General features: G+C 42.0%; 26 protein-coding genes and 1 riboswitch. Of the genes, 21 read left to right on the top strand and 5 right to left on the bottom strand.

Annotated features, from left to right (window positions below; all coding sequences use genetic code 11):
• The first annotated feature begins 6 nt into the window (after positions 1 to 6).
• The 5 genes from ABE28_RS13965 (at position 7) to ABE28_RS13940 (ending at position 6,449) form a co-directional block, all read left to right on the top strand.
• On the top strand, positions 7 to 207 hold the full coding sequence (locus tag ABE28_RS13965) for a cold-shock protein (RefSeq protein ID WP_034307871.1): 201 nt from the start codon (positions 7 to 9) through the stop codon (positions 205 to 207).
• A 333-nt stretch (positions 208 to 540) separates the two neighbouring features.
• Positions 541 to 2,454, top strand: coding sequence for an ATP-dependent DNA helicase (locus tag ABE28_RS13955; RefSeq protein ID WP_064462940.1), 1,914 nt, complete (start codon positions 541 to 543; stop codon positions 2,452 to 2,454).
• A 112-nt stretch (positions 2,455 to 2,566) separates the two neighbouring features.
• Complete coding sequence (locus tag ABE28_RS13950; protein ID WP_373921280.1) at positions 2,567 to 4,090, top strand: carboxypeptidase M32; 1,524 nt, start codon at positions 2,567 to 2,569, stop codon at positions 4,088 to 4,090.
• A gap of 188 nt (positions 4,091 to 4,278) precedes the next feature.
• A riboswitch (purine riboswitch) is annotated at positions 4,279 to 4,380 on the top strand.
• A 163-nt stretch (positions 4,381 to 4,543) separates the two neighbouring features.
• Positions 4,544 to 5,143 carry a xanthine phosphoribosyltransferase gene (locus tag ABE28_RS13945; protein ID WP_064463655.1) on the top strand — a complete coding sequence of 200 codons (600 nt, stop codon included), beginning with the start codon at positions 4,544 to 4,546 and terminating at the stop codon, positions 5,141 to 5,143.
• A complete protein-coding gene (locus ABE28_RS13940) occupies positions 5,136 to 6,449 on the top strand; it encodes a nucleobase:cation symporter-2 family protein (protein WP_064462938.1) in 1,314 nt (437 codons plus the stop codon). Before ABE28_RS13945 ends, ABE28_RS13940 begins: the two co-directional genes overlap by 8 nt.
• 356 nt (positions 6,450 to 6,805) lie before the next feature.
• Here ABE28_RS13940 and ABE28_RS13935 read toward each other — a convergent pair whose 3' ends face one another.
• Positions 6,806 to 7,255: a chemotaxis protein CheX gene (locus tag ABE28_RS13935; RefSeq protein WP_064462936.1), complete on the bottom strand. Its 450-nt coding sequence runs from the start codon at positions 7,253 to 7,255 to the stop codon at positions 6,806 to 6,808.
• Positions 7,256 to 7,445: 190 nt separating this feature from the next.
• Between ABE28_RS13935 and ABE28_RS13930 the strand changes: the two genes are divergently transcribed.
• The 7 genes from ABE28_RS13930 (at position 7,446) to ABE28_RS13900 (ending at position 16,070) form a co-directional block, all read left to right on the top strand.
• Positions 7,446 to 8,531, top strand: a complete 1,086-nt coding sequence (locus tag ABE28_RS13930) for a type III polyketide synthase (protein WP_064462934.1) — start codon at positions 7,446 to 7,448, stop codon at positions 8,529 to 8,531.
• Positions 8,528 to 9,061 carry an isoprenylcysteine carboxyl methyltransferase family protein gene (locus ABE28_RS13925; RefSeq protein WP_306807295.1) on the top strand — a complete coding sequence of 178 codons (534 nt, stop codon included), beginning with the start codon at positions 8,528 to 8,530 and terminating at the stop codon, positions 9,059 to 9,061. The genes ABE28_RS13930 and ABE28_RS13925 overlap by 4 nt, the downstream gene beginning before the upstream one ends.
• Before the next feature lie 141 nt (positions 9,062 to 9,202).
• A complete protein-coding gene (locus tag ABE28_RS25090) occupies positions 9,203 to 9,361 on the top strand; it encodes a hypothetical protein (protein ID WP_156775780.1) in 159 nt (52 codons plus the stop codon).
• Positions 9,362 to 9,556: 195 nt separating this feature from the next.
• Complete coding sequence (locus ABE28_RS13920) at positions 9,557 to 13,264, top strand: dynamin family protein (RefSeq protein ID WP_064462931.1); 3,708 nt, start codon at positions 9,557 to 9,559, stop codon at positions 13,262 to 13,264.
• 297 nt (positions 13,265 to 13,561) lie between these two features.
• Complete coding sequence (locus tag ABE28_RS13910; protein ID WP_064462927.1) at positions 13,562 to 14,389, top strand: sulfurtransferase; 828 nt, start codon at positions 13,562 to 13,564, stop codon at positions 14,387 to 14,389.
• A gap of 114 nt (positions 14,390 to 14,503) precedes the next feature.
• Positions 14,504 to 15,349 (top strand): 5'-3' exonuclease, encoded by an 846-nt coding sequence (locus ABE28_RS13905; protein WP_257390818.1) that lies wholly within the window; start codon positions 14,504 to 14,506, stop codon positions 15,347 to 15,349.
• Positions 15,350 to 15,776: 427 nt separating this feature from the next.
• Positions 15,777 to 16,070: a DUF6123 family protein gene (locus ABE28_RS13900; RefSeq protein WP_257390593.1), complete on the top strand. Its 294-nt coding sequence runs from the start codon at positions 15,777 to 15,779 to the stop codon at positions 16,068 to 16,070.
• A gap of 44 nt (positions 16,071 to 16,114) precedes the next feature.
• On the opposite strand, the gene ABE28_RS13895 is transcribed toward ABE28_RS13900, so the two are convergent.
• Both ABE28_RS13895 and ABE28_RS13890 read right to left on the bottom strand, forming a co-directional pair.
• On the bottom strand, positions 16,115 to 17,026 hold the full coding sequence (locus ABE28_RS13895; protein WP_064462923.1) for a DMT family transporter: 912 nt from the start codon (positions 17,024 to 17,026) through the stop codon (positions 16,115 to 16,117).
• Positions 17,010 to 17,423 (bottom strand): reverse transcriptase-like protein, encoded by a 414-nt coding sequence (locus ABE28_RS13890; protein WP_064462922.1) that lies wholly within the window; start codon positions 17,421 to 17,423, stop codon positions 17,010 to 17,012. Before ABE28_RS13890 ends, ABE28_RS13895 begins: the two co-directional genes overlap by 17 nt.
• 204 nt (positions 17,424 to 17,627) lie before the next feature.
• On the opposite strand from ABE28_RS13890, the gene ABE28_RS13885 reads away from it, so the two are divergent.
• From ABE28_RS13885 to ABE28_RS13875, 3 genes are all read left to right on the top strand, one after another.
• Positions 17,628 to 18,308, top strand: coding sequence for a reverse transcriptase-like protein (locus ABE28_RS13885; protein WP_257390592.1), 681 nt, complete (start codon positions 17,628 to 17,630; stop codon positions 18,306 to 18,308).
• Positions 18,305 to 18,490: a zinc-finger domain-containing protein gene (locus ABE28_RS13880; RefSeq protein ID WP_064462920.1), complete on the top strand. Its 186-nt coding sequence runs from the start codon at positions 18,305 to 18,307 to the stop codon at positions 18,488 to 18,490. The genes ABE28_RS13885 and ABE28_RS13880 overlap by 4 nt, the downstream gene beginning before the upstream one ends.
• A gap of 85 nt (positions 18,491 to 18,575) precedes the next feature.
• A complete protein-coding gene (locus ABE28_RS13875; protein WP_156775777.1) occupies positions 18,576 to 19,565 on the top strand; it encodes an HD-GYP domain-containing protein in 990 nt (329 codons plus the stop codon).
• A gap of 15 nt (positions 19,566 to 19,580) precedes the next feature.
• Here the strand turns inward: ABE28_RS13875 and ABE28_RS13870 are convergent, their stop codons facing one another.
• Positions 19,581 to 20,045: an RrF2 family transcriptional regulator gene (locus tag ABE28_RS13870; protein ID WP_064462918.1), complete on the bottom strand. Its 465-nt coding sequence runs from the start codon at positions 20,043 to 20,045 to the stop codon at positions 19,581 to 19,583.
• 170 nt (positions 20,046 to 20,215) lie between these two features.
• Between ABE28_RS13870 and hmpA the strand changes: the two genes are divergently transcribed.
• The 4 genes from hmpA to ABE28_RS13845 all read left to right on the top strand — a co-directional run bounded on the left by hmpA (position 20,216) and on the right by ABE28_RS13845 (position 24,658).
• Complete coding sequence (gene hmpA, locus ABE28_RS13865) at positions 20,216 to 21,424, top strand: NO-inducible flavohemoprotein (protein WP_064462916.1); 1,209 nt, start codon at positions 20,216 to 20,218, stop codon at positions 21,422 to 21,424.
• A gap of 341 nt (positions 21,425 to 21,765) precedes the next feature.
• Positions 21,766 to 22,854 carry a glutamate 5-kinase gene (gene proB / locus ABE28_RS13855; RefSeq protein WP_064462912.1) on the top strand — a complete coding sequence of 363 codons (1,089 nt, stop codon included), beginning with the start codon at positions 21,766 to 21,768 and terminating at the stop codon, positions 22,852 to 22,854.
• 32 nt (positions 22,855 to 22,886) lie between these two features.
• On the top strand, positions 22,887 to 24,134 hold the full coding sequence (locus tag ABE28_RS13850) for a glutamate-5-semialdehyde dehydrogenase (RefSeq protein ID WP_064462910.1): 1,248 nt from the start codon (positions 22,887 to 22,889) through the stop codon (positions 24,132 to 24,134).
• 80 nt (positions 24,135 to 24,214) lie between these two features.
• Positions 24,215 to 24,658: a general stress protein gene (locus ABE28_RS13845; protein WP_064462908.1), complete on the top strand. Its 444-nt coding sequence runs from the start codon at positions 24,215 to 24,217 to the stop codon at positions 24,656 to 24,658.
• Between the two features lie 316 nt (positions 24,659 to 24,974).
• On the opposite strand, the gene ABE28_RS13840 is transcribed toward ABE28_RS13845, so the two are convergent.
• A complete protein-coding gene (locus tag ABE28_RS13840) occupies positions 24,975 to 25,424 on the bottom strand; it encodes a DUF5392 family protein (protein WP_064462906.1) in 450 nt (149 codons plus the stop codon).
• 474 nt (positions 25,425 to 25,898) lie between these two features.
• Here ABE28_RS13840 and ABE28_RS13835 point away from each other — a divergent pair, with 474 nt between their 5' ends.
• Positions 25,899 to 26,279: a hypothetical protein gene (locus tag ABE28_RS13835; RefSeq protein WP_257390591.1), complete on the top strand. Its 381-nt coding sequence runs from the start codon at positions 25,899 to 25,901 to the stop codon at positions 26,277 to 26,279.
• On the top strand, positions 26,269 to 26,745 hold the full coding sequence (locus ABE28_RS13830) for an endolytic transglycosylase MltG (protein ID WP_064462904.1): 477 nt from the start codon (positions 26,269 to 26,271) through the stop codon (positions 26,743 to 26,745). Before ABE28_RS13835 ends, ABE28_RS13830 begins: the two co-directional genes overlap by 11 nt.
• The last annotated feature ends 194 nt before the right edge of the window (positions 26,746 to 26,939 follow it).

Raw genomic sequence — 26,939 nt, 5'->3', positions numbered from 1 at the left:
ACAAAAATGGAACAAGGTAAAGTAAAATGGTTTAACGCAGAAAAAGGTTTTGGCTTCATCGAACGTGAAGGCGGAGACGATGTATTCGTACATTTCTCAGCTATTCAAGGCGAAGGTTTCAAAACACTTGAAGAAGGCCAAGATGTTACATTTGATGTTGAACAAGGTCAACGTGGACCACAAGCATCAAACGTAAACAAAGCTTAATTCAACCCTATATTATTTACAGACAGGCTCTTAAGAGCCTGTCTTTTATTTTGGCGCTTTTCGTAAGGCTATTGTTTTTAAAACGGAACCATTTAAGGTTGATTGGTGGGGAAGTCAACCACACAGCATTACTTGATGAATGGCAAAAAAGTATGCGTAAACAGCCTTTTTTCAATATGAATGAAAAAAGGGACAGCATATATGGGGCTTTCATATTTGGTATATTGGCAAATATCTTGACTATTAAAGTGCAATAAAGGATAATATACTTTTGCTTAAGAAAATTAGTGTGCGGATTAGACTTACTTATGATAGATAAAAGGGGAGACCAGGATGCTTAAAACACTGCCTTTTTCGGTAACAAAGGAAGATTCTTTTTACGATAAGCTTTCAGAATGGATCGGTGATGTTTTTTACGATATTCTTCCCGAAAAAGGATTCGAGCTGCGTGATGAACAAATCTTCATGGCCTTTCAATTGGAAAAAGCCTTTAAAGAAAAGAATGTAAGCTTTGCTGAAGCTGGTGTAGGGACCGGTAAGACCTTGGTCTATTTACTATATGCGATTTGTTATGCAAGATATACGAATAAGCCGGCAATCATTTCATGTGCAGATGAAACGTTGATTGAACAGCTTGTGAAAGAAGAAGGCGACATTGAAAAAATCAAAAATGCTTTAGGTATAGAAGTGGATGTCCGTCTTGCAAAATATCACGATCAATATGTTTGTCTTAAAAAATTGGAGCATGCAGTCAACCATGAAGATTCTGAAGGAATAGATCAGCTTTATGATGAACTTCCGAAGTTTGTCCATGATAACTCATCCATGAACGCCTATACACCATATGGTGATCGTAAACAGTATCCATATTTAAATGATGAGGATTGGTCCAAAGTCGGCTGGGATCAGCTTCAAAACTGTTTTACTTGTGATAAACGGCATCGCTGCGGTCAGACCCTATCAAGGGATCACTATCGAAAATCAAGTGATTTGATCATTTGTTCACATGACTTTTTTATGGAGCATGTATGGACTAAAGAGAAGCGGAAGCGTGAAGGACAATTGCCGTTACTTCCAGAGCATAGCTGCGTCGTCTTTGATGAAGGCCATCTATTGGAATTTGCTGCTCAAAAGGCGTTAACGTACAAAGTCGGCGAACAAACGCTTGCTTCCGTTTTGGAATTGCTAACAGGCAATCAGGTTCGTGAAGAAACGCTATACATCATTGAAGACTTAATTGACATCAATGAAGAGTTTTTTGATTTGCTCGATGAAAAAGCGATCCATGTAAGCGGATCGAATCGCTATGAAATCCCGATGTCCAAAGAAATAACGAGCTTCGCCCAAAAGCTTCATAAAAAGGTTGAAGAGTTGGAGGAAAGCCTCGTTTTTGAAGCGGAAATGTACACGATCAATGATTATGACCTAAAAGTGACGGAAGAATATTTAGAACAGCTTGGCTACTCGCTTTCACTATTCGTGAGGGATGAGCAGGCCGTTTCCTGGTTTGAAGAAAATGAGATGACGAAGACATTGGTCATCATGCCAAGGCTGGTACAGGATATCCTGTCTGAACAAGTCTTTTCTAAAAAGATCCCATACATTTTCTCATCGGCAACATTATCGGATAATAAATCTTTCCAATACATTGCCGATAGCTTAGGGATAGAAAAGTATGACAGCTTCTCTGTCGAATCTCCATTCGACTATGATGAAGTCATGAAAATGAAAATGCCTGTCTTTGAAGCGGGTGATCAATTGGCGAAACTTCAGTATACACTGAAAACGATTGAGGAAAATGAAGGAAGGACGCTGGTGTTATTCCACTCTAAAGAGGAATTGCATTGGTTCAAGAATCATTGTCCGGAATCAGCTTATCCCTTTTATTTTGAAGGGGAAGCGGAAATCAGCGAGCTTGTTAAGAAATTTCAAGAAGAAGAGCAATCGTCTCTTTTCTCCTATCATTTATGGGAGGGTCTGGATGTTCCAGGATCATCACTTAAAAATGTCGTGATACACTCCTTGCCTTTCCCGCCGCGTGATCCGGTTTTTGAAGCGAAACGGAATTCAGTCGCCCATGCATTCGAGGAAGTGGATCTTCCTTACATGCTCCTCCGCCTGCGTCAAGGAATTGGCCGTTTGATCAGGACGAGCAATGACTCCGGGACCGTACAGATATTGACGGATAAGGATATGACGGAGCAAGTGAAAGCTAAGATTGTCTCCGTACTTCCTGTAACGCTATAAACTCACATACTATTTAGAGCTATAGGGGCATGCTCCTTGGCTCTTTTTTTTGCTGATAGTTCTGAGGTGAAGGTTTTTAGTATAATATGGTAAACTGTAGGTGGAAGGAGCAATGAATATGAATAATGAGGGTATCGAACTGATAGAAAATGAATTTAAAGATTATGTTAAGAAAATTGCAGCCTATAAGGAGGCCCTTGCGCTGATTTTTTGGGATTTGCGCACAGGGGCACCGAAAAAGGGTGTGGAGCAGCGATCAGAAGTCATTGGGGTATTATCCTCAGAGGTTTTTAATATGAGCACAAGTAAAGAAATGGAGTCCTTCATTATAGAACTTGCCATGGGGGAAACACGCTTGAGCGAGACGACCAATAAAATGGTACAAGAGTGTAAAAAAGAGTTTGACAGAAACAAGAAAATCCCTGCAGATGAATTCAAAGAATTCGTGATTTTGCAATCCCGCTCTGAAAGTGCTTGGGAAGAGGCAAGGGAAAAAGCGGATTTTTCGTTATTTCAACCATATTTAGAGCAAATCGTTGCGTATACGCGTAAGTTCGTTGAGTATTGGGGCTATGAGGGGCAGAAATATAATACCCTTTTGGATATGTATGAGCCAGGTGTAACCGTAGATATACTTGACAAGGTTTTCGGTGAACTTCGTGCGAGTATAGTTCCTCTTGTAAAGCGAATCGCAGCAAGTGAACATCCACCTGAAACGGCATTCCTTTATAAAAAGTTTCCAAAAGATAAGCAGCATCAGCTGAACCTGGCCGTTTTAGAGCAGCTGGGATATGATTTCAAGGCTGGCAGGCTGGATGAAACCGTTCATCCTTTTGCGACTGGGATAAACCGCGGTGATGTCCGGGTGACGACCCGCTACGATGAAAATGATTTCAGGGGGGCCATCTTTGGGACGATCCATGAATGCGGACATGCCATTTATGAGCAGAATATCGCCGAGGAGCTAACCGGGACACTACTTGATGAAGGGACTTCAATGGGAATTCACGAATCACAATCATTGTTTTTCGAAAACTTCATTGGACGGAACCATAGTTTCTGGAAGAATAAATTTTCCCTTCTAAAAGAATTTGCTCCAGACCAATTCAATGATGTGACACTGGATGACTTTTACCGTGGCATTAACGAATCAAAGCCTTCGTTCATCCGTATCGAAGCAGATGAGCTTTCCTATCCATTACACATCATGATTCGGTATGAATTGGAAAAAGCCCTGTTTAACGGAGAGCTTGAAGTGAAGGATTTACCTAAGTTCTGGAATGAAAAGTATAAGGAATATTTGGGGATCGTGCCTGAGAATGATGCCATGGGCGTATTGCAGGATGTACATTGGTCAGACGGCAGCTTTGGCTACTTTCCATCTTATGCATTGGGATATATGTATGCAGCCCAAATCAAGCAATCCATGCTAAAAGACTTGCCAGACTTTGATGATTTGTTGGAATCCGGCAACATTGCCCCAATCAGGATATGGCTGAATGAGAAGATACATAAATACGGAAAAACAAAAAAACCCTTGGAAATATTGGAAGAGACGACAGGGGAAGGGTTGAATGTTCAGTATTTGATTCAGTATCTTGAAGATAAATACAAAGCTGTTTATAAAATCGAATAGAATAAGGGGGACCTTGGCAAAATTGCCAGGGTCTTCACATATTTTTGGACCGAGCGGAGAATTGGCTTGTTGTAAATGTCGAAATTTTCTAAAAAAACGAATGATATTTTCATATTTTAATAGAAAGTTCGGTTTTTATAAAAAATGCCTTTTCAAATTAAACAAGCGTTGTTATAATTCATATATTAATAAAAGTATAAAGTTTCACTCGTATAATAGCAGGGATATGGCCTGCAAGTTTCTACCGAATTACCGTAAATGATTCGACTATGGGTGAGTAATGGATTCTGTCGCATACAATGGAAGGCTTTTGCTGATTCATTTTTCATGTATGCCCAGGAAATATTGCCTCACTCCAACAAAGTGCCGCAATGTTTCCTGGGCTTTTTTATTTGTCGGGAAAATAGGCATGGTTTATGGGTCACTAAACATCCAATATTGGGAGGAACCATCATGCAACTTTTAAAGGAAAAAATCTTATCAGAGGGCCAAGCTTTATCTGAAGACATATTAAAAGTGGATTCATTCTTAAATCATCAAATGGATCCTTTGCTGATGAAAGAAATCGGTAAAGAATTCGCCAAACGTTTTGAACAAAAGGAAATAACGAAAGTACTGACCATTGAATCTTCAGGAATTGGCCCTGGATTGATGGCAGCCTTGGAATTGGGAGTCCCGCTGATCTTTGCACGCAAACGTAAATCGCTTACTTTGACCAATGATTTAGTGACTGCCTCGGTCCACTCTTTTACAAAACAAGAAACCAATACAATCACGGTTTCGAATAAATATATTGAAGCAGGGGATAAGGTTTTGATCATCGATGACTTCCTTGCGGTCGGTCAAGCAGCTAGAGGCTTGGTGGATATTTGCAGTCAAGTTGGAGCAGATGTGGTAGGAATCGGCATCGTTATAGAAAAAGCTTTCCAAAGTGGCGGGAAGGACCTTAGGGAACAAGGCTTTCAAGTGGAGTCGCTTGCAGAAATAGCAGAGTTGAAATTCGGTGAGATAACGTTCGTTGAAGAAAAGGAAGGGGCTCCAATCAATGTCTAATCAATCACCATTAAAAGTTGCTTCCTTAGGATTACAGCATGTTCTTGCCATGTATGCAGGTGCGATCGTCATTCCATTGATTGTCGGAGGGGCGCTGGGATTGACCGCAGCGCAGTTAACTTACTTAGTATCGATTGATATTTTAATGTGTGGAATAGCAACTTTATTGCAAGTATGGAAAAATAAATTCTTTGGGATTGGCCTTCCTGTCGTCCTGGGGTGCACGTTCACAGCAGTTAGCCCGATGATAGCCATTGGTACGCAATATGGAATCAACTCCATTTATGGCTCCATTTTGGTTTCGGGATTGATTGTCGTGTTAATCAGTAAATTCTTCGGTAAATTGGCAAGGTTCTTCCCGCCGATTGTCACTGGCTCGGTCGTTTTGATCATTGGCATCACACTCATTCCTGTCGCGATCAACAATCTTGGCGGAGGTCAAGGGGCTGAGGATTTCGGTGACTTGACGAACGTAGCTCTTGGGTTTGGTACTTTATTATTCATCATATTCATGTATAAATTCTCAACGGGATTCGTACGGTCCATATCCATTTTATTGGGGCTGTTGGCCGGTACCTTGGTGGCATTCTTCCTTGGGAAGGTGGATTTTAGTTCAGTGGCAAACGCTACGTGGCTGCATATGCCGCATTTCTTCTACTTCGGCCTTCCGACATTCCATGTCACACCGATCATCACCATGACCTTGGTGGCGATAGTCAGCTTGGTGGAGTCCACTGGCGTATATTATGCTCTTGGTGAAATTACGGAAAAAGAGATTTCAGAAGACGATCTAGCTCGTGGATACCGTTCTGAGGGGCTAGCCATCATGATTGGCGGTTTGTTCAATGCATTTCCATATACCGCTTTTTCACAAAATGTCGGCTTGATTCAATTGTCAGGCATTAAAACAAGGAATGTCATTTATACAACGGCTGGTATCCTTGTTTTCATTGGTTTTGTTCCGAAAATTGGTGCATTCACGACCATTATTCCTTCATCCGTCCTGGGTGGTGCAATGGTGGCGATGTTCGGCATGGTGGTTGCAGCCGGGATCAAAATGTTGAGCAAAGTGGACTTTGCATCCCAAGAAAATTTATTGATCATCGCTTGTTCAGTCGGCATGGGACTTGGGGTAACGGTCGTTCCTGAGTTATTTGCCCAAATTCCGCAAAGTTTTCGAATCTTGACGGAAAACGGAATTGTTGCCGGAAGTTTGACAGCGATTTTCCTGAATATCATCTTCAACATCATTCCGACAAAGGGAAAAGTAAAGCAAGCACGTATCGATGGCCAGAAGGCGGCCTAAATAGTAATAGATTCAGACAAATCATGCCCTAAAATCTCAATATAAGAGAATTTGGGCATTTTTTGTCCAGGAAAATGAAGCGTCGATAAAGAATGACTGATTTTTTCAGATAAAAGGAAACTATCTTCCGTTTATGAATATATTGATAGTATATGTTCAGGAAAGTAGTGATAGAGATGGAAAAAAAATATTGCATTCATTGTCGCACCATTTTAAGTCAGGAGTTTAGATGCAGTGTTTGTGGCAAAGAGGAGTTTCAAAACATCATTATTCAAGTACAAAATCAATCTTCCGTAAAAGAGGAAGATTGAAATCACCCCCTTACCTCATCGGTAAGGGGGCTTTATTGGATATCACTACATTTCAATCATGAAGATGAAATGTAGCGTTCCTGCACCCTCCAAAGAGATGGGTAAATTGATCGCTTCATTAAACCCGTACAATTTCGTCTTGCCCACAATGACGGTGGGTGGCGTAATATCCATGATTGTATCCGCTGCTAAGGAAGTTGTCATATTTCCTGCGAGCATATTGCCAAGTTCTGCTGCAAAAGATTCAAGCATTTCGCCTTCCAGCGGCATGCCAAACATGCTTTCACCAATTTTACTCATGGATTCATTTGTGCCCTCAATGATCAATCTGCCCCGAATATCGCCCGTCATCCCGATAAGGACGCTGATGGATTCCTGCTCGAATGGCTGCCTCAGGAAAGAAGGCTTTTGAATAACTAACGAGAAGGGAAGGACCGATTTGACGGCAAGAATGGTCCCATTTAAGACTTTTGTGAGAACAGCGTTGCTTTCCATATGAATATTCCTCCGATGGTATGGTATTTTCTCTATTTTAACAAATAAATAGGTTCTTTTGCCTAATTATTTTAATGAAATAAGAAAAAATAATAAGTTTCCAGTAAATATAATGGGTATTTAGATGGAAAGCATAAATATTGCCTATGTGGGTATATTAACCATATCATGAATATTAAGGGGTGGGCTCATGCCATATTTGCTATCTGCTGCACATATAAAGTTGCCATATTTATTATCACAGGAAAAAATAATGGAATTTTCACGGGAAATTTTCGGACCTTCCTTTAAAAATATTGAACGGTTACTAAAGGCTTTTAAGAATGGTCAAGTAGAGAATCGGTATTTTTCAAATGATCTTGAATGGTTTAAAGAGGATCATACTTTTGCCGAGCGGAATGATTTGTACATCAAGCAGGCGATCGAGTTTGGGGTGGAGGCGATACAAAAGTGCTTAGCCAACACGGAATTTTTAAAAGAAGAGCTGCCGGCAAACGAATTGGATGCTTTCTTTTATGTATCCAGCACGGGGATGGCCACTCCGACGATCGATGCCAGGATCATGAATGAACTTCCATTTAACCCGCATGCGAAAAGAATCCCGATTTGGGGGCTAGGCTGTGCAGGAGGGGCAAGCGGATTATCGCGGGCTTTCGAATATTGCAAGGCATACCCGAGGGCGAAGGTCATTGTCTTGAGCGTGGAGTTGTGCAGTTTGACATTCCAAAGAAATGATATTTCAAAAAGCAATCTAATTGGCACTTCCTTATTCGCTGATGGAGTAAGCTGTGTATTGGTTTGCGGCGACGAAGTCCCTCATGAGCTTTCAAAAAAAGAAAGTCATTTGGCCTTCATGAATTCCCAATCCACGCTCATGCCGGATTCTTTGGATGTAATGGGTTGGGATGTAAGGGATCAGGGACTATACGTCGTTTTTTCCAAGGATATCCCAACCATCATCAAGGAATGGCTAAAACCGAATGTACAAGCCTTTTTAGTTGAAAATGGTCTGAAGCTCGACGATATCTCGGACTTCATTGCCCATCCAGGCGGGAAAAAGGTCATTGACGCCTATCATGAAGCTTTGGGATTCGATGAAAGCATGACAAGAGAGTCAATGAGTGTATTGAGGGAGTTTGGCAATATGTCATCAGCTACCATTTTGTATGTCTTGGAAAGATTCATGCAGCGTGGCGGAAATAAAGAAGACATAGGCTTGGCCGCCGCATTGGGGCCAGGATTTTCATCGGAACTTTTGTTAATGAGGTGGACATGATGATTTTCACCATTTTCATTATCCTGATTGCCATTCAACGCCTTGTAGAATTATATATTGCCAAACAAAATGAAAAGCAGCTCAAAGTGGCTGGAGCTGTTGAATACGGGGAGTCCCATTACAGATGGATGGTCCTGATGCACGTGAGCTTTTTTGTCGTCCTCATATTGGAGGTGCTCGCATTTGGAAGGAATGTCTCTGCACTTTGGCCGATATGGCTGACTCTTTTTCTGGTTGCCCAATCAGGAAGGATTTGGGTGATCAGTTCATTAGGGAAGCATTGGAATACAAAAATCATCGTCGTTCCTGATGCGGAAGTGGTCATAAAAGGACCTTATAAATTTTTCAAACATCCAAACTATATTATAGTGGCTACTGAAATCATTGTTATTTCCTTGCTTTTCAATGCTTTTTTTACAGCCATCCTCTTTACGATCTTGAATGCCTGGATGATGGCGGTAAGAATCCCTCTTGAAGAGAAGGCGTTAAAGGAAAATACGCAATACTCGACGGTTTTCAAAGGAAAATGAGAAAAAATCCATTTTCTTATTGAAAATGATTATCGTTCGTGATAAGATTTTAAATGAAGATGAAAATTATTCTCAATCGGATATCATTGAAATCTTAAAATAATTAATGGCAGCTTAATATAAAAGAGGATGGTGTATGTAATGGTCTGGGTATTCATTTTATTGACAATCGCTACATATGGTTTTGTGATGAAATATGTACTGAGTAATATTCAAAAACCGGCAAAGGCAATTAAATCTTATGATGAGTCAACAAAGGAAAACCGAGCTTCATTCAACCCCACTCCGACAACCAGGTAAATTGCCTGGTTTTTTTTGTTTCAAAAAATATTAGGATGTTTTCAATCAAACCGAGACTATCCACCAATCGGTGGTTTTTTTAACATGCCCTGTATTGAATCATATAGTAAAACTAAAAGCTGACGGTATGAATAACAATCGAAATCGTTTACAATAAGAATATTAAAATGACGATAGATTAAGGGGTATGGATTCATGATTCAAGAAACAGTTAAACAACAGTCCAAATTGGGAATTTTGACTGCGATGTATGAGAAATTTCAATCGGCAGGAGATACAGGCAACGCTGATAAGCTGAAGCAGTTAATCATGAAAGTGAATAATGAGGAATTCATCATCGCTTTTTGCGGGCATTTTTCAGCAGGAAAATCAAGTATGATCAATTTTCTGCTTGATGAACAAGTATTGCCTTCTTCACCGATTCCAACGAGTGCCAATACGGTTAAAGTGCAAAAAGGGGAAGACTATGCCAAAGTCTTTTATCATAATCAGCCGCCCGTTTTATTTCCTGCACCATATGATTTTAAAGAGGTCAAGAAATTTGCCAAAGACGGAGATTCCGTTTCGGCAATAACCATAAGTTCCAAGCATTTTTCCCTGCCGGATTCATGTGCCATCATGGATACGCCGGGAATCGATTCGACTGACGATGCACATAGGGTTTCTACGGAATCAGCCCTCCATCTCGCAGATGTCGTTTTCTATGTAATGGACTATAATCACGTTCAATCAGAAGTGAATTTCCTGTTCACGAAAGAATTGCTTGAGGCCGAGAAACCGACGTATTTGATTATCAACATGATCGATAAGCATGATGAGAGTGAGCTTAGCTTCCAAGACTTCAAGCTTTCCGTTTCCGAAGCATTTGCAAATTGGAATGTGTATCCTGATGGGATTTTTTATACATCCGTTAGAGATCTGAATAACAAAGAGAATGAAATAGAAGAGGTTCGCAAGTTTATATATGAAATGGCGGATAGGGGCCACAGTGATGGAAAGGATGCCATCATGCAATCAGCTAAAGCCTTGGTCGAGAGGCATCTTGTCTGGCTTAAGGAACAATATGAAGAAGAGCATGCGAATGATTTTGAAGTCTTGTCGGAACTTCCTTTTGAAGAGCGAACGCACCTGACGCATCAAGTGGACAGCCTAATGAAGGAAAAAAATTCATTGAATGGCCGGATCCAAGCCATCAAGGTCCAATATTCGGAGGCTTTGGAAACAATCCTGAAGAGTGCATACATCATGCCCGCGTCCACACGTGACCTAGGAAAAGCCTTCTTGGAGTCAGCACAACCCGATTTTAAAATGGGGCTTCTATTTGCTAAGAAAAAAACGGAGGCGCAGCGTGAGGAACGGATTCGAGCATTTTTGGCGGATTTGCAAGAAAAGGTGAAGACCCAGCTGGAATGGCATCTTAAGGAGTTGGCGGTCAAAACGCTGACAAAAGCGGAAGTTCATGATTCAGCGCTTGAGGGCACGGCACAAGCACTGCAAATCGAGGTAACGGAAGCTTACATAAAAGACTCCTTGAAGCCTCAAGTCGATATTACCGGTGAATATGTCTTAAACTATACAAATGACTTGGCCACTGCCATCAAAAAGAAGGCCCGTGATGTATCGGAAGGCTTTTTGAATCAAATAGCTTCCGTCATGGAAGGAATCGTGGAAGTGCAGTCACAATCCATCGATAAGGAGCTGGAGGGCTTTGCCGAATTCGCGGAAGCCTTAAAAGTAACGGCGGCAATCAACGCTGAAATAGAAGCCCAATCGGAAAGATTGGAGGCAATCGCCAATCAAACGGCAACATTGGCAACGGATCAAGATATTGAAAATCTATTAAGTCAGTGGAATGATGAGGAAAAAAACATTACCGTCAAAATCATGAAAACAGCGGAAGCGAGTACGCCAAAGCCTATCAAAGATCCAGTTGTATCTCAGCAAGGATTGCAGGGTGCTGCACCTTTAACTGCGGTTCCATTCCAAGGTGCAACGGATCTACGGGGAAAAGAAAAGCTAATGGAAACGGCCACAAGCTTGCAGCAAGCCGCTGAATTGATTCAGCCTTTGAGAGGCTTCCAATCACTTCATAAAGAATTGACAGATAAGGCCAATCGCTTGGAGAAGCAAACTTTCACTGTTGCCCTTTTCGGTGCCTTCAGTGCCGGTAAATCTTCCTTTGCCAATGCTTTAATGGGAGAAAGCGTCCTTCCTGTTTCGCCTAACCCGACAACAGCGGCCATCAACAAAATCATGGCATCTGACGCTGATCATCCCCACGGGACAGCAACGGTCAAATTAAAAACGGAAGCGATGCTGTTAGAAGATGTTAGCCTGGCTCTGGCTGCTTTTGATAAATCGGCTAAGACACTTGAAGAAGCCCTTCAACTGGCAGGGCAAATCATTGCGAAAGCCGGCGAAGTGGATAAAGGGAAAACACATTTATCCTTTCTTCGCGCCTTTCACCAAGGGATGCCCGAGCATAAAGCCGATTTAGGCAATGTGGTAACGGTCGATCTCGATGGGTTCAAACGGTTTGCTGCGGAAGAATCCAAGTCATGTCTAGTGGATTTGATCGAATTGAGGTATGACTGCGAAATGACAAAGCAGGGGATGGTGCTTGTCGACACTCCAGGGGCGGATTCGATAAATGCACGGCATACAGGCGCTGCTTTCGAATATATCAAGAATTCCGACGCCATTCTTTTCGTGACCTATTATAATCATCCATTTTCCCGGGCAGACAGGGAATTCCTGATTCAACTTGGCCGTGTCAAGGATTCGTTTGCCATGGATAAGATGTTCTTTATCGTCAATGCCGTCGATCTTGCCCAAACAACCGATGAATTGGACGAAGTGATGGAATATGTCACAGATCAATTGAATGGGTTTGGCATCCGTTTTCCGAAGCTATTTCCGCTTACGAGTAAAGGGGCCTTATCGGAAAAACAAACGCCAGGTTCCTTTAAGCACTCGTTCCTTCCGAATAGTGGGATTTCCGAGTTTCAGAAGCAGTTCGATTTCTTTATTGAAAACGATTTAACAGGACTGGCCATTGAATCGGCACAAGCAGCCGTAAAGAGAACGGAAGAGCTGCTTCGTGATGTGATTGCGGCTTCAAAGCAGGATGAAAAAACGAAACGAAAAGCTTTAGAAACCCTTTCGGTTGAGGCTCAGGCAATTACCGAAATTCTCTCTGTCATGAAAGGTGATGCAGAAAAGCAACGCCTGAAAAAAGAGATTGATGAATTGACGTTTTATAGTAAGCAACGGGTCTTCTTCCGGTTCAATGATTTCTTCAAGGAGTCTTTCAACCCGGCTGTATTGAAGGAGGATGGCGGAGATCTGAAAATGGTCCTTAAGCAAGCACTGATCAATCTGCTGGACGCGCTAGGCTTTGACCTCGCCCAGGAAATGCGGGCAACGGCTTTAAGATCGGAAATGTTCGTGAATAAATTATTGAATGAGAAACAAAACGGTTTGCTGCAGCAAATGCAGAAAGTAAGAAAAACGCTCTCGTTACAGCCATATGAACCTAATGAGCGGGAATCTCCGGAATTCACGGGAGCTTTCGTCCAATTGGATACGGCGGAATTCAAGAAAGAATTGGCTTTATTCAAAAACCCTAAATCTTTCTTTGAAAAAAATGAAAAGGTGAAGATGAGCGAGGGACTTCAGAAGCGTCTGGATGAACCTGCCCTTACGTATGTAAAAGAGCAGGGTGAACGGATTTTTGCCATGTATGATCAAGTGCTTGATCAAGAATTGCTTGCCATCCAAAATGAGTTCAAGAAGGAGATAGCCGATATATTTGCGGGGCTACGTGCAGCTTTGGAGGAAAAAGTGGATTTACCATACTATGAAAATGCGGTATTGCAATTGGCGAATATGCAATCGAAATAAACTAAGTAAAGAACCACAAACCTAAAGTGGATAAAAAGACTGAAAATAAAGGATGGCTGCTGCAGGCAGCCATTCTTTTCATTCATCAAAGGATTTACAGTATCCTCCGTATATATCCAACTGAGAGTCGAAAACAACGGATGGATGGCAGATCGCCATTGCCAGGCAGGCGAAAAAAATTTTCATCAATAGAAGGAAAACCATCATCCATAAAGAATGAAAGAATGAAGCCTTCTGCAAGTACGTGCATTCTAGCTATTGTGGACCGATTTGGTTTAAAAAAAGGAGGAGATGTGGATGAGTTATATAATTGACAAGGAAAAATTGTTGCCGTTACTCACTTCCAATGATATTAGATTCTGTGACTGCCGTTTTCGTCTAGGCGTTCCTGAAGCAGGGCGAAGTGAATATGACCAAGACCATATTCCTGGCGCCGTTTATTTCGATCTTGAAAAAGATTTATCAGGACCAGTCCAGATACATGGTGGCAGGCATCCGCTTCCAGACTTATCAACGTTAAAAGGGAAATTGGAAGCATACGGAATAACCAATGATACGGCACTCGTGGCTTATGATGGCGGAGATGGTTCTTATGCGTCAAGGTTTGCCTGGCTGCTGAGCTATCTTGGCCATCGGGATGTAAAGGTGCTTGACGGAGGATATGCCGACTGGAAGGAAGCCGGTTACCCGATTGATAATTCCCTTCCGGAGTACCCTTCAACGGATTATCGTATTGAATTAAATGAGGCAGTTTTTGCCTCTTATGAAAAAGTGAAGGGTTTTACATTGAATAGGCCAGATGATATCGTTTTAGTGGATTCAAGAGAATCGAAACGGTACCAGGGGATCGAGGAGCCAATCGATAAAAAAGCAGGACATATTCCTGGGGCAGTCAACAAGCTATGGACGAAGGTGCTCGTTAATGGCCATTTCAAAAAGAAGGAAGAGCTTCAGGCGAATTTCAGTGATATCAGCAGAGATAAGGAAATCATAGTGTACTGTGGTTCAGGGGTTACGGCTTCCCCCAATTTCATTGCATTGAAAGAAGCTGGTTTTAAACATGTTAAAATTTATATTGGCAGCTTTAGTGACTGGATTTCCTATGAAGATAATCCGGTTGAGTGATTTAGTTTCCAAATAAACGCTCTTAAAAAAGTGGCCAAGTATGATAAAATGGATATACATCATGATAGAGGTGATATTGTGTTAGAGAAAGAAAACGAGCAGCAACGTTCCTTCATGCTTGTTGACGGAATGGCGCTCCTATTCAGGGCATTTTATGCAACGGCCGTTACCGGTCAATTCATGGTCAATTCAAAGGGAATGCCGACAAATGCCGTTCAAGGCTTTTTGAAACATATGCTGACAGCTGTGAATCAATTTTCGCCCAGTCATGTAGCTGTATGCTGGGATATGGGCAGCAAGACGTTCCGGAATGAATTATTCGATGGATACAAGGCCAACCGTTCCGAAGCTCCCATTGAAATGATCCCGCAATTCGACTTGGCGAAAAAAGCAGTAGAAGCATTTGACATACCAAATATAGGGCTCTCTGGTTATGAAGCGGATGACTGTATCGGGACCATTGCAAAAGCTTCTGCCCAGCATAGCCGAGTAAGTATATTGACAGGCGATCAAGACATGCTTCAGTTAATAGAAGAAAACATATCCGTTCTTTTGTTAAAGAAAGGCTATGGTAATTATGAGGTTCATAATCCCGATAGCTTTTATGAGTGGAAAGGGATCACCCCAAGGCAAATGATTGATTTAAAGGCTCTAATGGGTGATACTGCTGATAATTATCCCGGAGTGAAAGGGATTGGGGAGAAGACAGCGTTAAAATTATTAATACAGTATCAAAGCATTGAAGGCATCCTTGAAAATGTCGCTTCATTGACTAACGGGCAGCGGGTTAAGATCGAGTCTGCCGTCGATATGCTTCATTTATCCAGAAAACTTGCTGAAATAAAATGTGACGTACCAATTTCATGTTCATTGGATGATGCAGTCTACCGGTATGACCGTGAGAAGGTGCAGACTCTGGCTAGGGACCATGAATTCAGGGCTTTACTGAGGATGATATAAACGCGAAACAAGGGGAGCTTCCTAAATGGAAGCTCCCCTTTGAATTATCGGCTAAGATTAAGAGGTTGGCATTACCACTTCTGTTAGGCAAGTATTCAATTTGCATCATTCGTTCTTCACATTTTTGGGTAAATGTACGGCGATCTAGTAATGTCATAATACTTGTCTAACTTAATGTGGCCGATTCTGGACAAAACGACAAAAATTACAAGCAATCTGAAATCCATTCCACATTTTCTAGCAGAGTGAATTGAAACGGAAGGTACGGGACTCCTGAGGCAAATATGCGTGTCGTTCCTTGATTTTCATGGGTTTTGTCTAAAGAACAGCAGCTGTCATAAGGAAACTTCATTTCTTTGTACGGTGAATTTTTTGTCGAAAAATGGATAGTCAAAATCTTTTATTTACGGTAAGATGAAAATAAGGCATGAATTTTGGAGTGGATGCAGAAGTGGTGAAATCGACTGAGGAGTACGTTCGTTTTTTGGAAGGAAAGGGATTCACCTTTGGCAATGATGCCATTGGCTTTATTTATTTTGGCAAGCGCTATACAGATGCAAGTGATATTTTAGTCAATGCAGCGATAGAGTTAACTTTAAAGGTCCAAAAGAATTTTGACGGCAGCTTTTATATCTCCTTTTTGGAAAACTTGAAACAAAATGGCATAGAAACGCGTAACGGGGCGATATCTTTCGCAATGGAACAAGGGCTTCTTAAATAAATCGGACTTCCTTATTTAGAAGTCCGATTTATTTTTGTGAATCATCAGGTAATTTCCTGAGTTATCTTCGTTTTCTTCCGTCTTGATGGCAACTCAGCAAGTATCATCCCCAAGAAAATGAGTACACAGCCGATGAGGGAAGCGGAAGTCAATTTTTCCCCAATCAATATGTAAGAAGATAACGCTGCAAAAACCGGTTCCATTGAAAAGATCAATGCAACCCTCGTAGGTGTCGTATACGCTTGGAAGAAAGTTTGGGCAAAAAAAGCGAAAGCGGTGGCAAATGCTGCCGTCACCAATAATGCGGTCCATACGTCTTTTTGCAGCATGACTGATGACTGGAAGATGACGGAATGATTCTCATTGAAAATGAAGGCTGACGCAAATGATAATAATGATACGGTAGAAAGCTGGACCAGCGTCAGCGGTAATGCAGGCAAACTCTTGGCATATCTGGCTGTCGTGATGATTTGCATGGCAAAACTTATTGCGCATAAAAATACCAGTAAATCACCGATATTCATGGTGGACCTGTCAGCGAAGGTCATTAAGTAGAGTCCTGCTGTGGCGGCACCGACACCTATCATGGTAGGGCGGGAAAGCTTGTGCTTTAAAAGGAGAAGTGAAAAAACGGGGACCATGACAACACTCAATCCCGTTATGAAGCCTGTCTTCGCAGGAGTCGTGTAATTCAATCCAACCGTTTGAAACCCATATCCCAGAAAGAGCCAAACCCCGATATGAATCCCTGCCAATAACAGACCTTTATTGCTTCTTTTTTGCCTTTTGCGTAAGGTCAGTAAATAAGGGATCAGCAAGAAAATGAAGGCCATGAAGAAACGGACGGCATTGAATGTGAAGGGTTCAAGAAACGACAGGGCGTTTTGAACCATGACAAACGTTACTCCCCAGATGAAAACAACGAATAATAATGAAAGGTCAGCAGTCTTGTTCATGAATTTCCTCATTCTGATTTAAGCGAATGGCCCGTCTAGCCAACTCATCAGCAGATTTATTTTCAATACTTGGAATCCATTTCAAGAAAAATAGATCAAGCTTGGCTGAGAGCTTGAGCGCCCGTTCAAGCAAAATGGCGTATTTTTTTTTAGCATATTCCTTTTCAATGGCTTGATTGATGGCTTGGGAGTCCGTTCGGAATGAAACGACTTCATACTTGTTGGCTACACAAATTTCCAATGCTTTAATTAAAGCATGGTATTCCGCTTCGTGGTTGTCCATTATTCCAAGTGGAATGGCATGCCGTTCCACTACGCCGTTGTTATTTATGAATACACCAGCACCGCTTGGCCCTGGATTGCCTGCGCTGGCACCATCGATATATACTTCAATCATGATGTACTCCCCCCTCTGGTTTAAGAATTACTATTATGTGGAGAAATAAGCTTGAAACAGAGAATTTCAAGCTAATATGGGGACTATAATAGTAAGAATGCATTAACTCCCCTACCTTATATTATAAATGGTATGGAGAAAAATAGGTATCAAATTGTACGACTATGCTGCATGAATATTGAGATGAAAAGGAGCTGGATATTTTTGAAGGTTATTATGCAATGGACCTATCATGCATCAAAAAAGCCATCTGCCGTTTTCATATCGGATTGGCTGGAAGCCGATATTGCGCTCGTCATTACAGAAGATCTTGAAAAGGCAGGAAGGCTGAAGGAAGTTGAATACAAGGATGAATTCGATACAGCATGGACGAAGAAGCAGTTAAAGAAACTCTTGAAGGAAGTTGAGGAAGAACCGCAGGATGTGACGATTTTTTTTGATGGCGGGCACCTTAAAGAAGAAGGGATCGCCGGAATAGGTGTTGCCATTTACTTTCGCCAAGGCAAAAAGTTCTGGCGTTTACGCGCCAATTTAAAACTGGAGCAATTCGAATCCAATAACGAAGCGGAATATGCTGCCTTTCACGAAGCCGTCAGACAACTTGATGAACTTGGGGTCCACCACCAGAGCTGTGTATTCAAAGGGGATTCGCTTGTTGTCTTAAATCAACTTTCAGGTGAATGGCCATGCATGGAAGAAAATTTGAATAAGTGGCTGGACCGCATTGAGGCTAAGCTTGATAAGTTAAAGATCATTCCAGTTTATAAGCCAATATCGCGAAAGGACAATCAGGAAGCCGATCGTCTGGCAACCATTGCTCTTGAGGGAAAGGCCATTTTCAGCAAATCCGAAATTGCAGGATCAAAGGAGCCATATCAACCATGAATAGGAAAAAAATTTATGAAGAAGTCGAAGATGTCCTCACTTCATTCTGCCAGGATTGCTTTTTGAGAAAACATTTCCGGAAAGAGAAGGGACGTACTTACGCCCATCAGTTCTGTATTACCGAATGTACGGTTGGGGAAAAGCTAAAGAAGCTAGGCAACGAACTTAAAGGCCATGTGTAAGCTTTAATAAAGTCACTCATTATCTCCTGCAGATTCATCAAGGGTATGGTATTATAGGTAAAAAATAGAGGAAAGTGTGAGCGCGTTGAACAATAGAAAAGGGAAGCTGAATAATAATAAACCGTTACCGCCTCTTACCATTCCGGAAATTGACATCATGATCGCAGAACTGAAAAAAGGCGAAGATTGCAGATCGGGCCTGACCGAACATCAATCACTATCCAAAGCGGAAATCAATAGAAAAATTAATGAAGCTTCCGTTCGAATGAAAGGTTTTTTTCAAGATATACGCAGCAATGGAAATATGAAGCTTGAAACGGTCCAGGCAATTCAAACGGATATTGCACCTGTCATTTTGGAAGCTGCAAAAAATCCGGATATTCATTACCTTTTCGAACAATTGCAAGCAAGCAAAGAGTACACATACAGCCATAATATCGGTGTGGCGATCATTGCGACCTACATAGGGAGAAAGCTTGGATTTTCCAAAGAAAATCTTTCAACACTGACTTTGGCCGCCACTCTGCACGATGTTGGTAAAACAAGGATTTCCGAGAGCGTATTGGAAAAAAGGGCTAAATTGACTGCGGCAGAATATGAGGAAATGAAGCTTCATACAATCTATGGTTATGAATTAATGAAAGATATCCCTGGATTGCCGCCTTCGATTGCATTATCTGCCCTTCAGCATCATGAACGGGAAAATGGGAACGGTTATCCGTTAAGATTGAAGGGAAACGATATTCATCATCATTCGAAGATCGTGGCGATAGCCGATGTATTTCACGCCATGTCATCCGATCGTGTGTATCAAAAGGCCATGCCATTTTATAAGGTGATTGAACAAATGAATCGTGATATGTTCGATAAATTCAATCCGGCAATACTGATGGGGTTCATCAATCAATTGATGTCCACCCTGGTAGGTAAAGAAGTCATGCTGACCAATAGGCAAACGGGGACGGTCATCATGATCAATCCATACGATCCGCTTAAAGTTTTGGTGAATACGGAAACTGGGATCAAAGACCTGAGAAGGGAAGAGGATTGTGGAATCGAACGGATTATTGGTTAATGAAAAAGGGACCGATTATAAAGAGTCGGTCCCTTCGTCATGCTGTTTTGCAGAATCGAAATAGGCTTTGAGCATCATTTTATTTTCGATGAAGTCTGCAATCGTATATTGATCAAGGACCTGTAGGAAAGCATCCAAAGCATCATTAAGGACAAATTTCAATGAACAGACAGGGGAAATGATGCAATTGCCATGGTCCTTAAAACATTCCACCAAATAAAAATCCTCTTCTGTTTTCCTTACAATTTCCCCGACATTTATTTCAGCAGGTGGTTTTGCCAGGCGAAAACCGCCATTTCTTCCGCGTATCGTCTCGATATAGCCTAATTTACCTAGATTATGAACGATCTTCATCAAATGATTTTTAGATAGTTGATAAACTTCCGAAATCTCTTTTATATTCGATAATTTGCTTTGGTCGTGGGAAGCCAGGTATATCAACACTCTAAGTGAGTAATCGGAGTAACTTGTCAACCTCATGTCTATCGCCTCACATTCTATCCCCATTTGACTATATCATAAATGTGAACAATTTTTAAACATTAAACTTTAGCCGCTGAAAAGATGTATTAAATATATTGCTTTTTAAACAGTTCCGTTCTAATATAAACATGTATTTAAAATACTTGTTTATGAAAAGGGGTTTATTTATGCTATCCCAGAAAACCATCGAAATCATTAAATCCACTGTACCAGTATTAGAGGTACATGGTACAACCATCACAACCGTATTCTACAAAAATCTTTTTGAAGCATATCCGGAATTATTGAATATTTTCAATCATGCCAACCAGAAAAAGGGACGGCAGCAACATGCACTTGCCAATACAGTTTTGGCTGCTGCCAAACATATCGATCAACTCGAAACGATTTTGCCCGTAGTGAAGCAAATTGCACAGAAGCATAGAAGTCTCGCTGTTAAGCCTGAGCATTATCCAATCGTCGGGGAATATTTATTGGCTGCAATCAAGGAAGTTCTGCAAGAAGCAGCTACCGAGGAGATCCTCCAAGCATGGGGGGACGCTTATGGAGTCATCGCCGGGGTTTTCATAAGCGTCGAGAAGGAAATGTACGACCAAGCTTCTAAACAGGAAGGGGGATGGGCTGACTTCAAACCCTTCACAGTCGTCAAAAAGGTGCCGGAAAGTGATGTAATTACATCCTTTTATTTAAAGCCGGCAAATGGTGAAGGAATTCCAGCCTTCCTTCCTGGTCAATATGTAACCGTTCGTATCGGGATACCGGGTGAACGCTTTCTATTCAATCGGCAATATAGTTTATCAGATGCTGCCGGAAAAGATTACTTCCGAATTTCCGTTAAAAAAGAGCGGACGGAAAGCTCTCCGGATGGCAGAGTCTCGAACTATTTGCATGATTCCATCCAGGTGGGGGACAGTCTTGACTTAACCGCGCCTGCAGGCCATTTCTCCATTGATCTGGAGAAAGGGACACCTGTCGTCTTCCTTGGCGGCGGCGTCGGAATCACTCCTTTCATGAGCATGGTGCATGCTGTTGCCGATCAAACGCCCGACCGTGATGTACAATTCATTCATGCTTCCGATAATGGGAAAGTACAACCGTTCAGAAGAGAACTGACAGGTCTCGCACAGAAACTCGAGAGCTATCAATTAGCGTTCGTGTTTAAAAATCCGGAGAAGGAAGATAAGCAGCTGCCAAATTTTGTGAAGGAAGGGTATATGGATAAGGAATTATTGAGCCTCCATGTAAAGCCTGACGCTGACTATTATATTTGTGGCCCTGTTCCTTTCATGAAAGCGATCATCACATGCCTGAAGGAGTTAGGCGTCGAACCGGATAACATTCACTACGAGTTCTTCGGTCCTGCCGTGTCGTTATAAGCAGGTAGGTTTTCATGCAAGGAATGTTGTTGACATCAAGAAGATAATTTTGCATACTATATTAAAACCATGAACGTTGAGAGAAGATTAGTATGCGAGACATGACTGTGACAGAGAGCGGCGCCAATAGCTGGAAGGCCCGCGACAGGAAAACGCAGAACCTGCTTCTTGAGTCCTATGCAACACATAGGCGCAGAACCTGGCGTTATCAGGCAAAGTGGAATGCATCAAGCTGGCATTCAATGAAGGTGGTACCACGGAGAGCAGCCCTTTTCGTCCTTGTTTCGAGGATGAAAAGGGCTTTTTTTCATGGCTAAGATATTTACTGGAGGACAGAATCGATGGAAAAGAAACGCATCGTAGTGAAGATAGGAAGTAGTTCTTTAACCAACTCACAAGGTGAAATCGATCAAAGCAAATTTAGCGATCATATTCAGGCTGTGGCAGCTTTAAGGAAAGCGGGACATGAAGTGGTCCTTGTATCATCAGGGGCTGTAGCGACTGGATTCCGCAAGCTCGGATATCCGACAAGACCCGTTACGCTAAAAGGAAAGCAAGCGGCAGCGGCTGTGGGCCAAAGCTTGCTGATTCAGTCATATATGGAGCAGTTGGGGCAGTTTGGAATCGTGCCGGCACAGATTTTGTTAACCCGTAAGGATTTCTCGAAAAAAGATAGATACAAGAATGCCTATGCTACATTAATGGAGTTGCTGGAGCGTGGCATCCTGCCGATCATCAATGAAAATGATACAGTATCTGTCGAAGAGCTGACCTTCGGTGACAATGATATGCTCTCCGCTTTAGTGAGCGGATTGGTCCACGCTAACCACTTAATCATTTTAACGGACATCAATGGCCTCTATGATGCCAATCCCCATACAAACCCGGAGGCTAAACGATTTGATAAGCTTTCCGACGTCACGGACGATTTATTGCACATGGCAAAAGGTACAGGCTCCAGTGTGGGCACAGGAGGGATGAAGTCAAAGCTGATTGCTGCCCAGACAGCATTGTCTCTTGGTGTGAAAGTATTTATCGGGTCTGGAGCGGGAAGTGAAAAACTCATCAAGATCCTTGAGGGTGAAGGGGACGGCACATACATTGGCAAGGACGTCTTGACGACGGTTACGAAAAACAAGCAATGGATCTCCCTTCATTCACAAGTTTCCGGAAAAATCTTCGTTGATGAAGGTGCTGAACGGGCATTGGTTTCGAATGGAAGCAGTCTATTGCCTGCAGGGATTTATGATATTACCGGCGTTTTTAACAAGGGGGACGTCGTGGAGGTCTATGGGGCAAACGGATTGTTAGGTCGTGGAGAGGTCCTATATTCCGATGAGGAATTGAAACAGGCCATGGGCAAGCGGACAACCGAGCTTGTAATCACATCCATTGAAGTCATCCACCGTGATAGATGGGTGAAAGCATAATTAATCTAAAGCAGGAATAGGGGGCATTTGAAATGAGTGAAGTGATGGCGAAGGGTAAAGCAGCGAAGGCAGCCAGTTATGAGCTAATCGGAGCGACAACGGGAAAAAAGAATGAGGCACTCGAGAAAATAGCTGAGCAACTTGTTAACGATAAAGAAAGGCTGTTACTAGAAAACAAAAAAGATCTTGAAGAAGGCCGAAAAAAGGGCTTGAGTGAGTCAATATTGGATCGGATCATGTTAAATGATGTTCGTATAGATGATATGGCAGCTGCGATAAGGCTTTTAATAGAATTAAAAGATCCAATCGGTGAAACATTGGAGACGATCGAAAAAGAAAACGGTTTATTGATTAAAAAACGGCGGGTGCCGATCGGTGTAATTGGAATGATTTATGAAGCAAGGCCGAATGTGACCATCGATGCCGCTACATTAGCTTTAAAAACGGGGAATGCCGTCCTGCTAAGGGGGAGTTCATCAGCGAGACATTCCAATATGGCGTTGGTTTCCTCCATCCATGAAGCTTTGGAGAAAACGGATATTCCTGTGGAAGCTATACAGCTGATCGAAGATACGAGCCGAGAAACCGCTAAGGAACTTTTCCATCTTAATGAATACTTAGATGTTTTGATTCCCCGGGGAGGTAAGCAGTTAATTGAAACGGTCATTAAGGAGTCCACTGTTCCCGTCCTTGAAACAGGAGCAGGTAATTGCCATATCTTCATCGACGAGGCGGCAGATATCGATATGGTCGGGAGCGTTGTCTTAAACGGTAAAACACAGCGTCCATCCGTATGCAATGCAATCGAGAGCTTGCTCATTCATGAAAACTGGTTTAAGGGAAATGGCCAGCGCATACTGACACTTCTCGATGAAGCGGGAATCGAAATAGTTGGGGATGACGAGGTATGCCTTGCTTTTCCGAAAGCGAAAGCTGCTACGGAGGAAGATTGGTCCAATGAATACCTAGCATTGAAAATCAGCGTGAAAATCGTTAAGGATGTAACGGAAGCCATCGATCATATCAATTGCTACGGTACGAAGCATTCCGAAGCGATTCTTACGAAAGATGAACAAAACGCCGCCATATTTTTAAATAAAGTGGATGCAGCAGCAGTTTACCACAATGCTTCCACCCGTTTTACAGATGGCTTTGAATTCGGTTATGGTGCAGAAATCGGCATTTCCACTCAAAAGCTTCATGCACGTGGACCAATGGGCCTGCCTGCCATGACATCGAGCAAGTACTTCATTTATGGTCAGGGGCAAATTCGCGGGTGACATTCATTTTTTCTATGGAGGGTTAGTGAAGCTCAAATAAGGGTATTGTAGAGTACATTACTTTTAAAGGAGCAGATACCATGGACAAGAGGTTTATCGCAATATATGAAAATGAAAAACAAGCGACTGAAGCAGTAGGGAATTTAAAGCAACAAGGATATACTTCGGAACAAATATCCATCATAGCAAAGAACATTGACAAATTGCCTAATGAAGCGGAAGAAGTCAGCCCGACAAAGACTGATGGATTGGTAGCCGGTGCAGCAGCTGGCGGTGCTGTCGGCTTGACGGGGCTATTGATTGGGATGAGTGCATTAGCCGTACCGGGAATAGGACCCATCCTGGCAGCTGGGCCGATATTTGCAACGTTTGGCGGAGCGGCAGCTGGAGCAGCCTCAGGAGCAGGCGGCTTGAGGAAACCGCTATTGGATATGGGATTAGAGGAAGAAGAAGTCGATCAATACGTGGAAGATATCAAGGCAGGAAAAATCCTTGTCATTGCAGACCTCGTACTAAGTGAATGAATGTCAGCATTAATATAAAGCCCCCTTATGCGTTCATAAGGGGGCTTTAGTTCATTTCCTGTCAAAAATCTTCTTCCACCGTTTTCGTGAATTCGATTTTTAAAGAAAGGGCAGCTGCCATGAATAGTTCATTGATTGAAAGGGCGGAAGTCCTGCTAAGAAGTGCGAGACATGAGAGTCACTGCAAGCGCTAGGCCGAGCACCAGCAGTGGCAAAGGTCGACCAACGTATAAATTGCTCAAGGTCAATCCATTATCGCGAGTTCTGCTATAGCCCGGGCCCCCTTCTTGAACGATCATGAAGGGGCTTGTTGCCTTTAAAATTCGTTATGGAAGGATTGGTCCTTCCGCTGCTGTTCTTCCGCTAGAAACTCGAAAAAAACATTCATGGCATATAGAGGCTGCTCATTCACCTTTTTATAGTAATTGCTTTTTCGCGCCTCCGTTACATAGCGGCTTTTTTTCATCCTGTCCAACATATAGGTCCGGCTCATTTTAGCAATTTCTTTTTGGTTATGCTTATTTTCCTTCAATAGAGCAAATCCGATAGCGCCAATCAATGCATAGATTCCAAGTGCTATATTCGAGATCGATAAGGACTCGTTGTTAAAGAATAAGAAAAAAAGATTGATGACGGAAAACCCGATCATCGCAGTCGATAGCAAGCCGTATTTCATGCTTTTCTTCAACATAGGAGATAGATTTTCCTGAAGCTGGTCAAGTTCTGCCTGCATGAAACTCGGGATATTCGTTAGTTTTATATTCATAGTTTCCTCCTTATGATTTTGCATGCATCCATTAAGCAAATGACACGGAAAAATTTCACCTATTTAATGAAACAGGAAAGGAACCTTATACTACATATTTTATCGTTTAAAACCGTATTTGTCATGTTAATCTACTTTTAAAGGCTGGAAGGAAGGTGAAGCAAGTTCGTCATGGAAATCGCGAAAAGCTTTCGTAAGGGTCAAATAGAATACGATGTATCAGCAATCATTCAAGGGAAGCTTGCAAGTACCAAATCTATCAAAGTGGATTATTTTATGGTAAAATGGTCCTTAAATGGAAGGTGGATCTTTCGTTTAATCATGCAGAATCGGGAGTGGTGGCATTATTACGCCTTTTTTTGTCATAAATGCATGACTTTTGTGTTATTTTGTTCTTTTAAATCGAGTTTTCATGCAAATCAATATATAATTAGAAAGCGAGACAATCGATACAAGATTAAGGAGGGACATAGAATGATGGAATGGACTCTTGTCATTTTGTTTGGTGCAGCAGTTTTACTGTTCATTTTATCGTTTAGCAAAAAGGATTCCGTAAAAGTGGACGAACAAATGGAGCAGCTTGCCAGTACATTTGGAGATGAAATGAATGTATTACAAGAAAAAATCAGGAACATCGAGATAGATGCGGAAATTACGGCACAAGAGGCAGGCGTCCTTGCCATGTCTTCCGAAAAGCGGAGTTTGCTGCGAGAGGTGCTAGATCTACATAAGCGTGGCTATTCATCAGAAAGCATCGCATTGAAAACTAAATATCCAGAAAATGAGATTGAAATCTTGCTTACTCCTTACATAAAAACGAAGAATGAAAGGAGAACCGTTGCCAATGACATCTAAATCAATGCGCAGCTTTGCAGGCGGTCTCATTGTGGCTGCCGGTCTGTGCGGAGCAGTATACTTCTTTGGACCGGGAGAAGCGACGGGCACCTCGGAGAAAATTTCTGATGATGATATGAAAGCGTCCCTCACTTCCAAAGGGTATGTCATCCATTCTGAAAAGGAATGGGAAGATCAAATTGCTGAAGCGGAGTCCATTAAAGAACAAATGGATGCGGCAAAAGAAAAAGAAGCAGAAAAAGAACCAACAGAAAAAATCGTATACCGCACAGTGTTGCAAGTGTCTAAAGGTTCGACTAGCATCGATGTGGGGAAAAACCTACAAAAGGCAAAAGTCATTAAAAATGCAAATGCATTTTCTGACGAGGTTGAAAAGAAAGGCAAAGCCAACGGTTTACGCCCTGGAACATATGAGGTGGATAGTAAAATGTCAACAGAAAAAATCATATCCATCATATTCAAATGACCATTTATTAGCGACTATCTAAAAGATGGTCGTTTTTTTGTATGGCGAAACTTTTATGATCTAGCACATATGACAGGTTTGGACCATGAGTTGAGGATTATCCGGCAATAACCAGTTTTAAAAATGGGTGAAAACTCTTGTGAAAGACTGACATAAATATGAAATGTATGTCGGTCTTTCGGTATATGAGTAAA

The organism is Peribacillus muralis (assembly GCF_001645685.2).
Classification (GTDB): Bacteria; Bacillota; Bacilli; order Bacillales; family DSM-1321; genus Peribacillus; species Peribacillus muralis_A.
This window is presented reverse-complemented; position numbering and strand designations above follow the sequence as displayed.

Excerpts from the sequence above, each read along its gene's own strand:
- ABE28_RS13965 (WP_034307871.1), top strand. The coding sequence starts at position 7 with ATGGAACAAGGTAAAGTAAAATGGTTTAACGCAGAAAAAGGTTTTGGC.
- ABE28_RS13955 (WP_064462940.1), top strand. The coding sequence starts at position 541 with ATGCTTAAAACACTGCCTTTTTCGGTAACAAAGGAAGATTCTTTTTAC.
- ABE28_RS13950 (WP_373921280.1), top strand. The coding sequence starts at position 2,567 with ATGAATATGAATAATGAGGGTATCGAACTGATAGAAAATGAATTTAAA.
- ABE28_RS13945 (WP_064463655.1), top strand. The coding sequence starts at position 4,544 with ATGCAACTTTTAAAGGAAAAAATCTTATCAGAGGGCCAAGCTTTATCT.
- ABE28_RS13940 (WP_064462938.1), top strand. The coding sequence starts at position 5,136 with ATGTCTAATCAATCACCATTAAAAGTTGCTTCCTTAGGATTACAGCAT.
- ABE28_RS13935 (WP_064462936.1), bottom strand. The coding sequence starts at position 7,255 with ATGGAAAGCAACGCTGTTCTCACAAAAGTCTTAAATGGGACCATTCTT.
- ABE28_RS13930 (WP_064462934.1), top strand. The coding sequence starts at position 7,446 with ATGCCATATTTGCTATCTGCTGCACATATAAAGTTGCCATATTTATTA.
- ABE28_RS13925 (WP_306807295.1), top strand. The coding sequence starts at position 8,528 with ATGATGATTTTCACCATTTTCATTATCCTGATTGCCATTCAACGCCTT.
- ABE28_RS25090 (WP_156775780.1), top strand. The coding sequence starts at position 9,203 with ATGGTCTGGGTATTCATTTTATTGACAATCGCTACATATGGTTTTGTG.
- ABE28_RS13920 (WP_064462931.1), top strand. The coding sequence starts at position 9,557 with ATGATTCAAGAAACAGTTAAACAACAGTCCAAATTGGGAATTTTGACT.
- ABE28_RS13910 (WP_064462927.1), top strand. The coding sequence starts at position 13,562 with ATGAGTTATATAATTGACAAGGAAAAATTGTTGCCGTTACTCACTTCC.
- ABE28_RS13905 (WP_257390818.1), top strand. The coding sequence starts at position 14,504 with ATGCTTGTTGACGGAATGGCGCTCCTATTCAGGGCATTTTATGCAACG.
- ABE28_RS13900 (WP_257390593.1), top strand. The coding sequence starts at position 15,777 with ATGAATTTTGGAGTGGATGCAGAAGTGGTGAAATCGACTGAGGAGTAC.
- ABE28_RS13895 (WP_064462923.1), bottom strand. The coding sequence starts at position 17,026 with ATGAACAAGACTGCTGACCTTTCATTATTATTCGTTGTTTTCATCTGG.
- ABE28_RS13890 (WP_064462922.1), bottom strand. The coding sequence starts at position 17,423 with ATGATTGAAGTATATATCGATGGTGCCAGCGCAGGCAATCCAGGGCCA.
- ABE28_RS13880 (WP_064462920.1), top strand. The coding sequence starts at position 18,305 with ATGAATAGGAAAAAAATTTATGAAGAAGTCGAAGATGTCCTCACTTCA.
- ABE28_RS13870 (WP_064462918.1), bottom strand. The coding sequence starts at position 20,045 with ATGAGGTTGACAAGTTACTCCGATTACTCACTTAGAGTGTTGATATAC.
- hmpA (WP_064462916.1), top strand. The coding sequence starts at position 20,216 with ATGCTATCCCAGAAAACCATCGAAATCATTAAATCCACTGTACCAGTA.
- proB (WP_064462912.1), top strand. The coding sequence starts at position 21,766 with ATGGAAAAGAAACGCATCGTAGTGAAGATAGGAAGTAGTTCTTTAACC.
- ABE28_RS13850 (WP_064462910.1), top strand. The coding sequence starts at position 22,887 with ATGAGTGAAGTGATGGCGAAGGGTAAAGCAGCGAAGGCAGCCAGTTAT.
- ABE28_RS13845 (WP_064462908.1), top strand. The coding sequence starts at position 24,215 with ATGGACAAGAGGTTTATCGCAATATATGAAAATGAAAAACAAGCGACT.
- ABE28_RS13840 (WP_064462906.1), bottom strand. The coding sequence starts at position 25,424 with ATGAATATAAAACTAACGAATATCCCGAGTTTCATGCAGGCAGAACTT.
- ABE28_RS13835 (WP_257390591.1), top strand. The coding sequence starts at position 25,899 with ATGATGGAATGGACTCTTGTCATTTTGTTTGGTGCAGCAGTTTTACTG.
- ABE28_RS13830 (WP_064462904.1), top strand. The coding sequence starts at position 26,269 with ATGACATCTAAATCAATGCGCAGCTTTGCAGGCGGTCTCATTGTGGCT.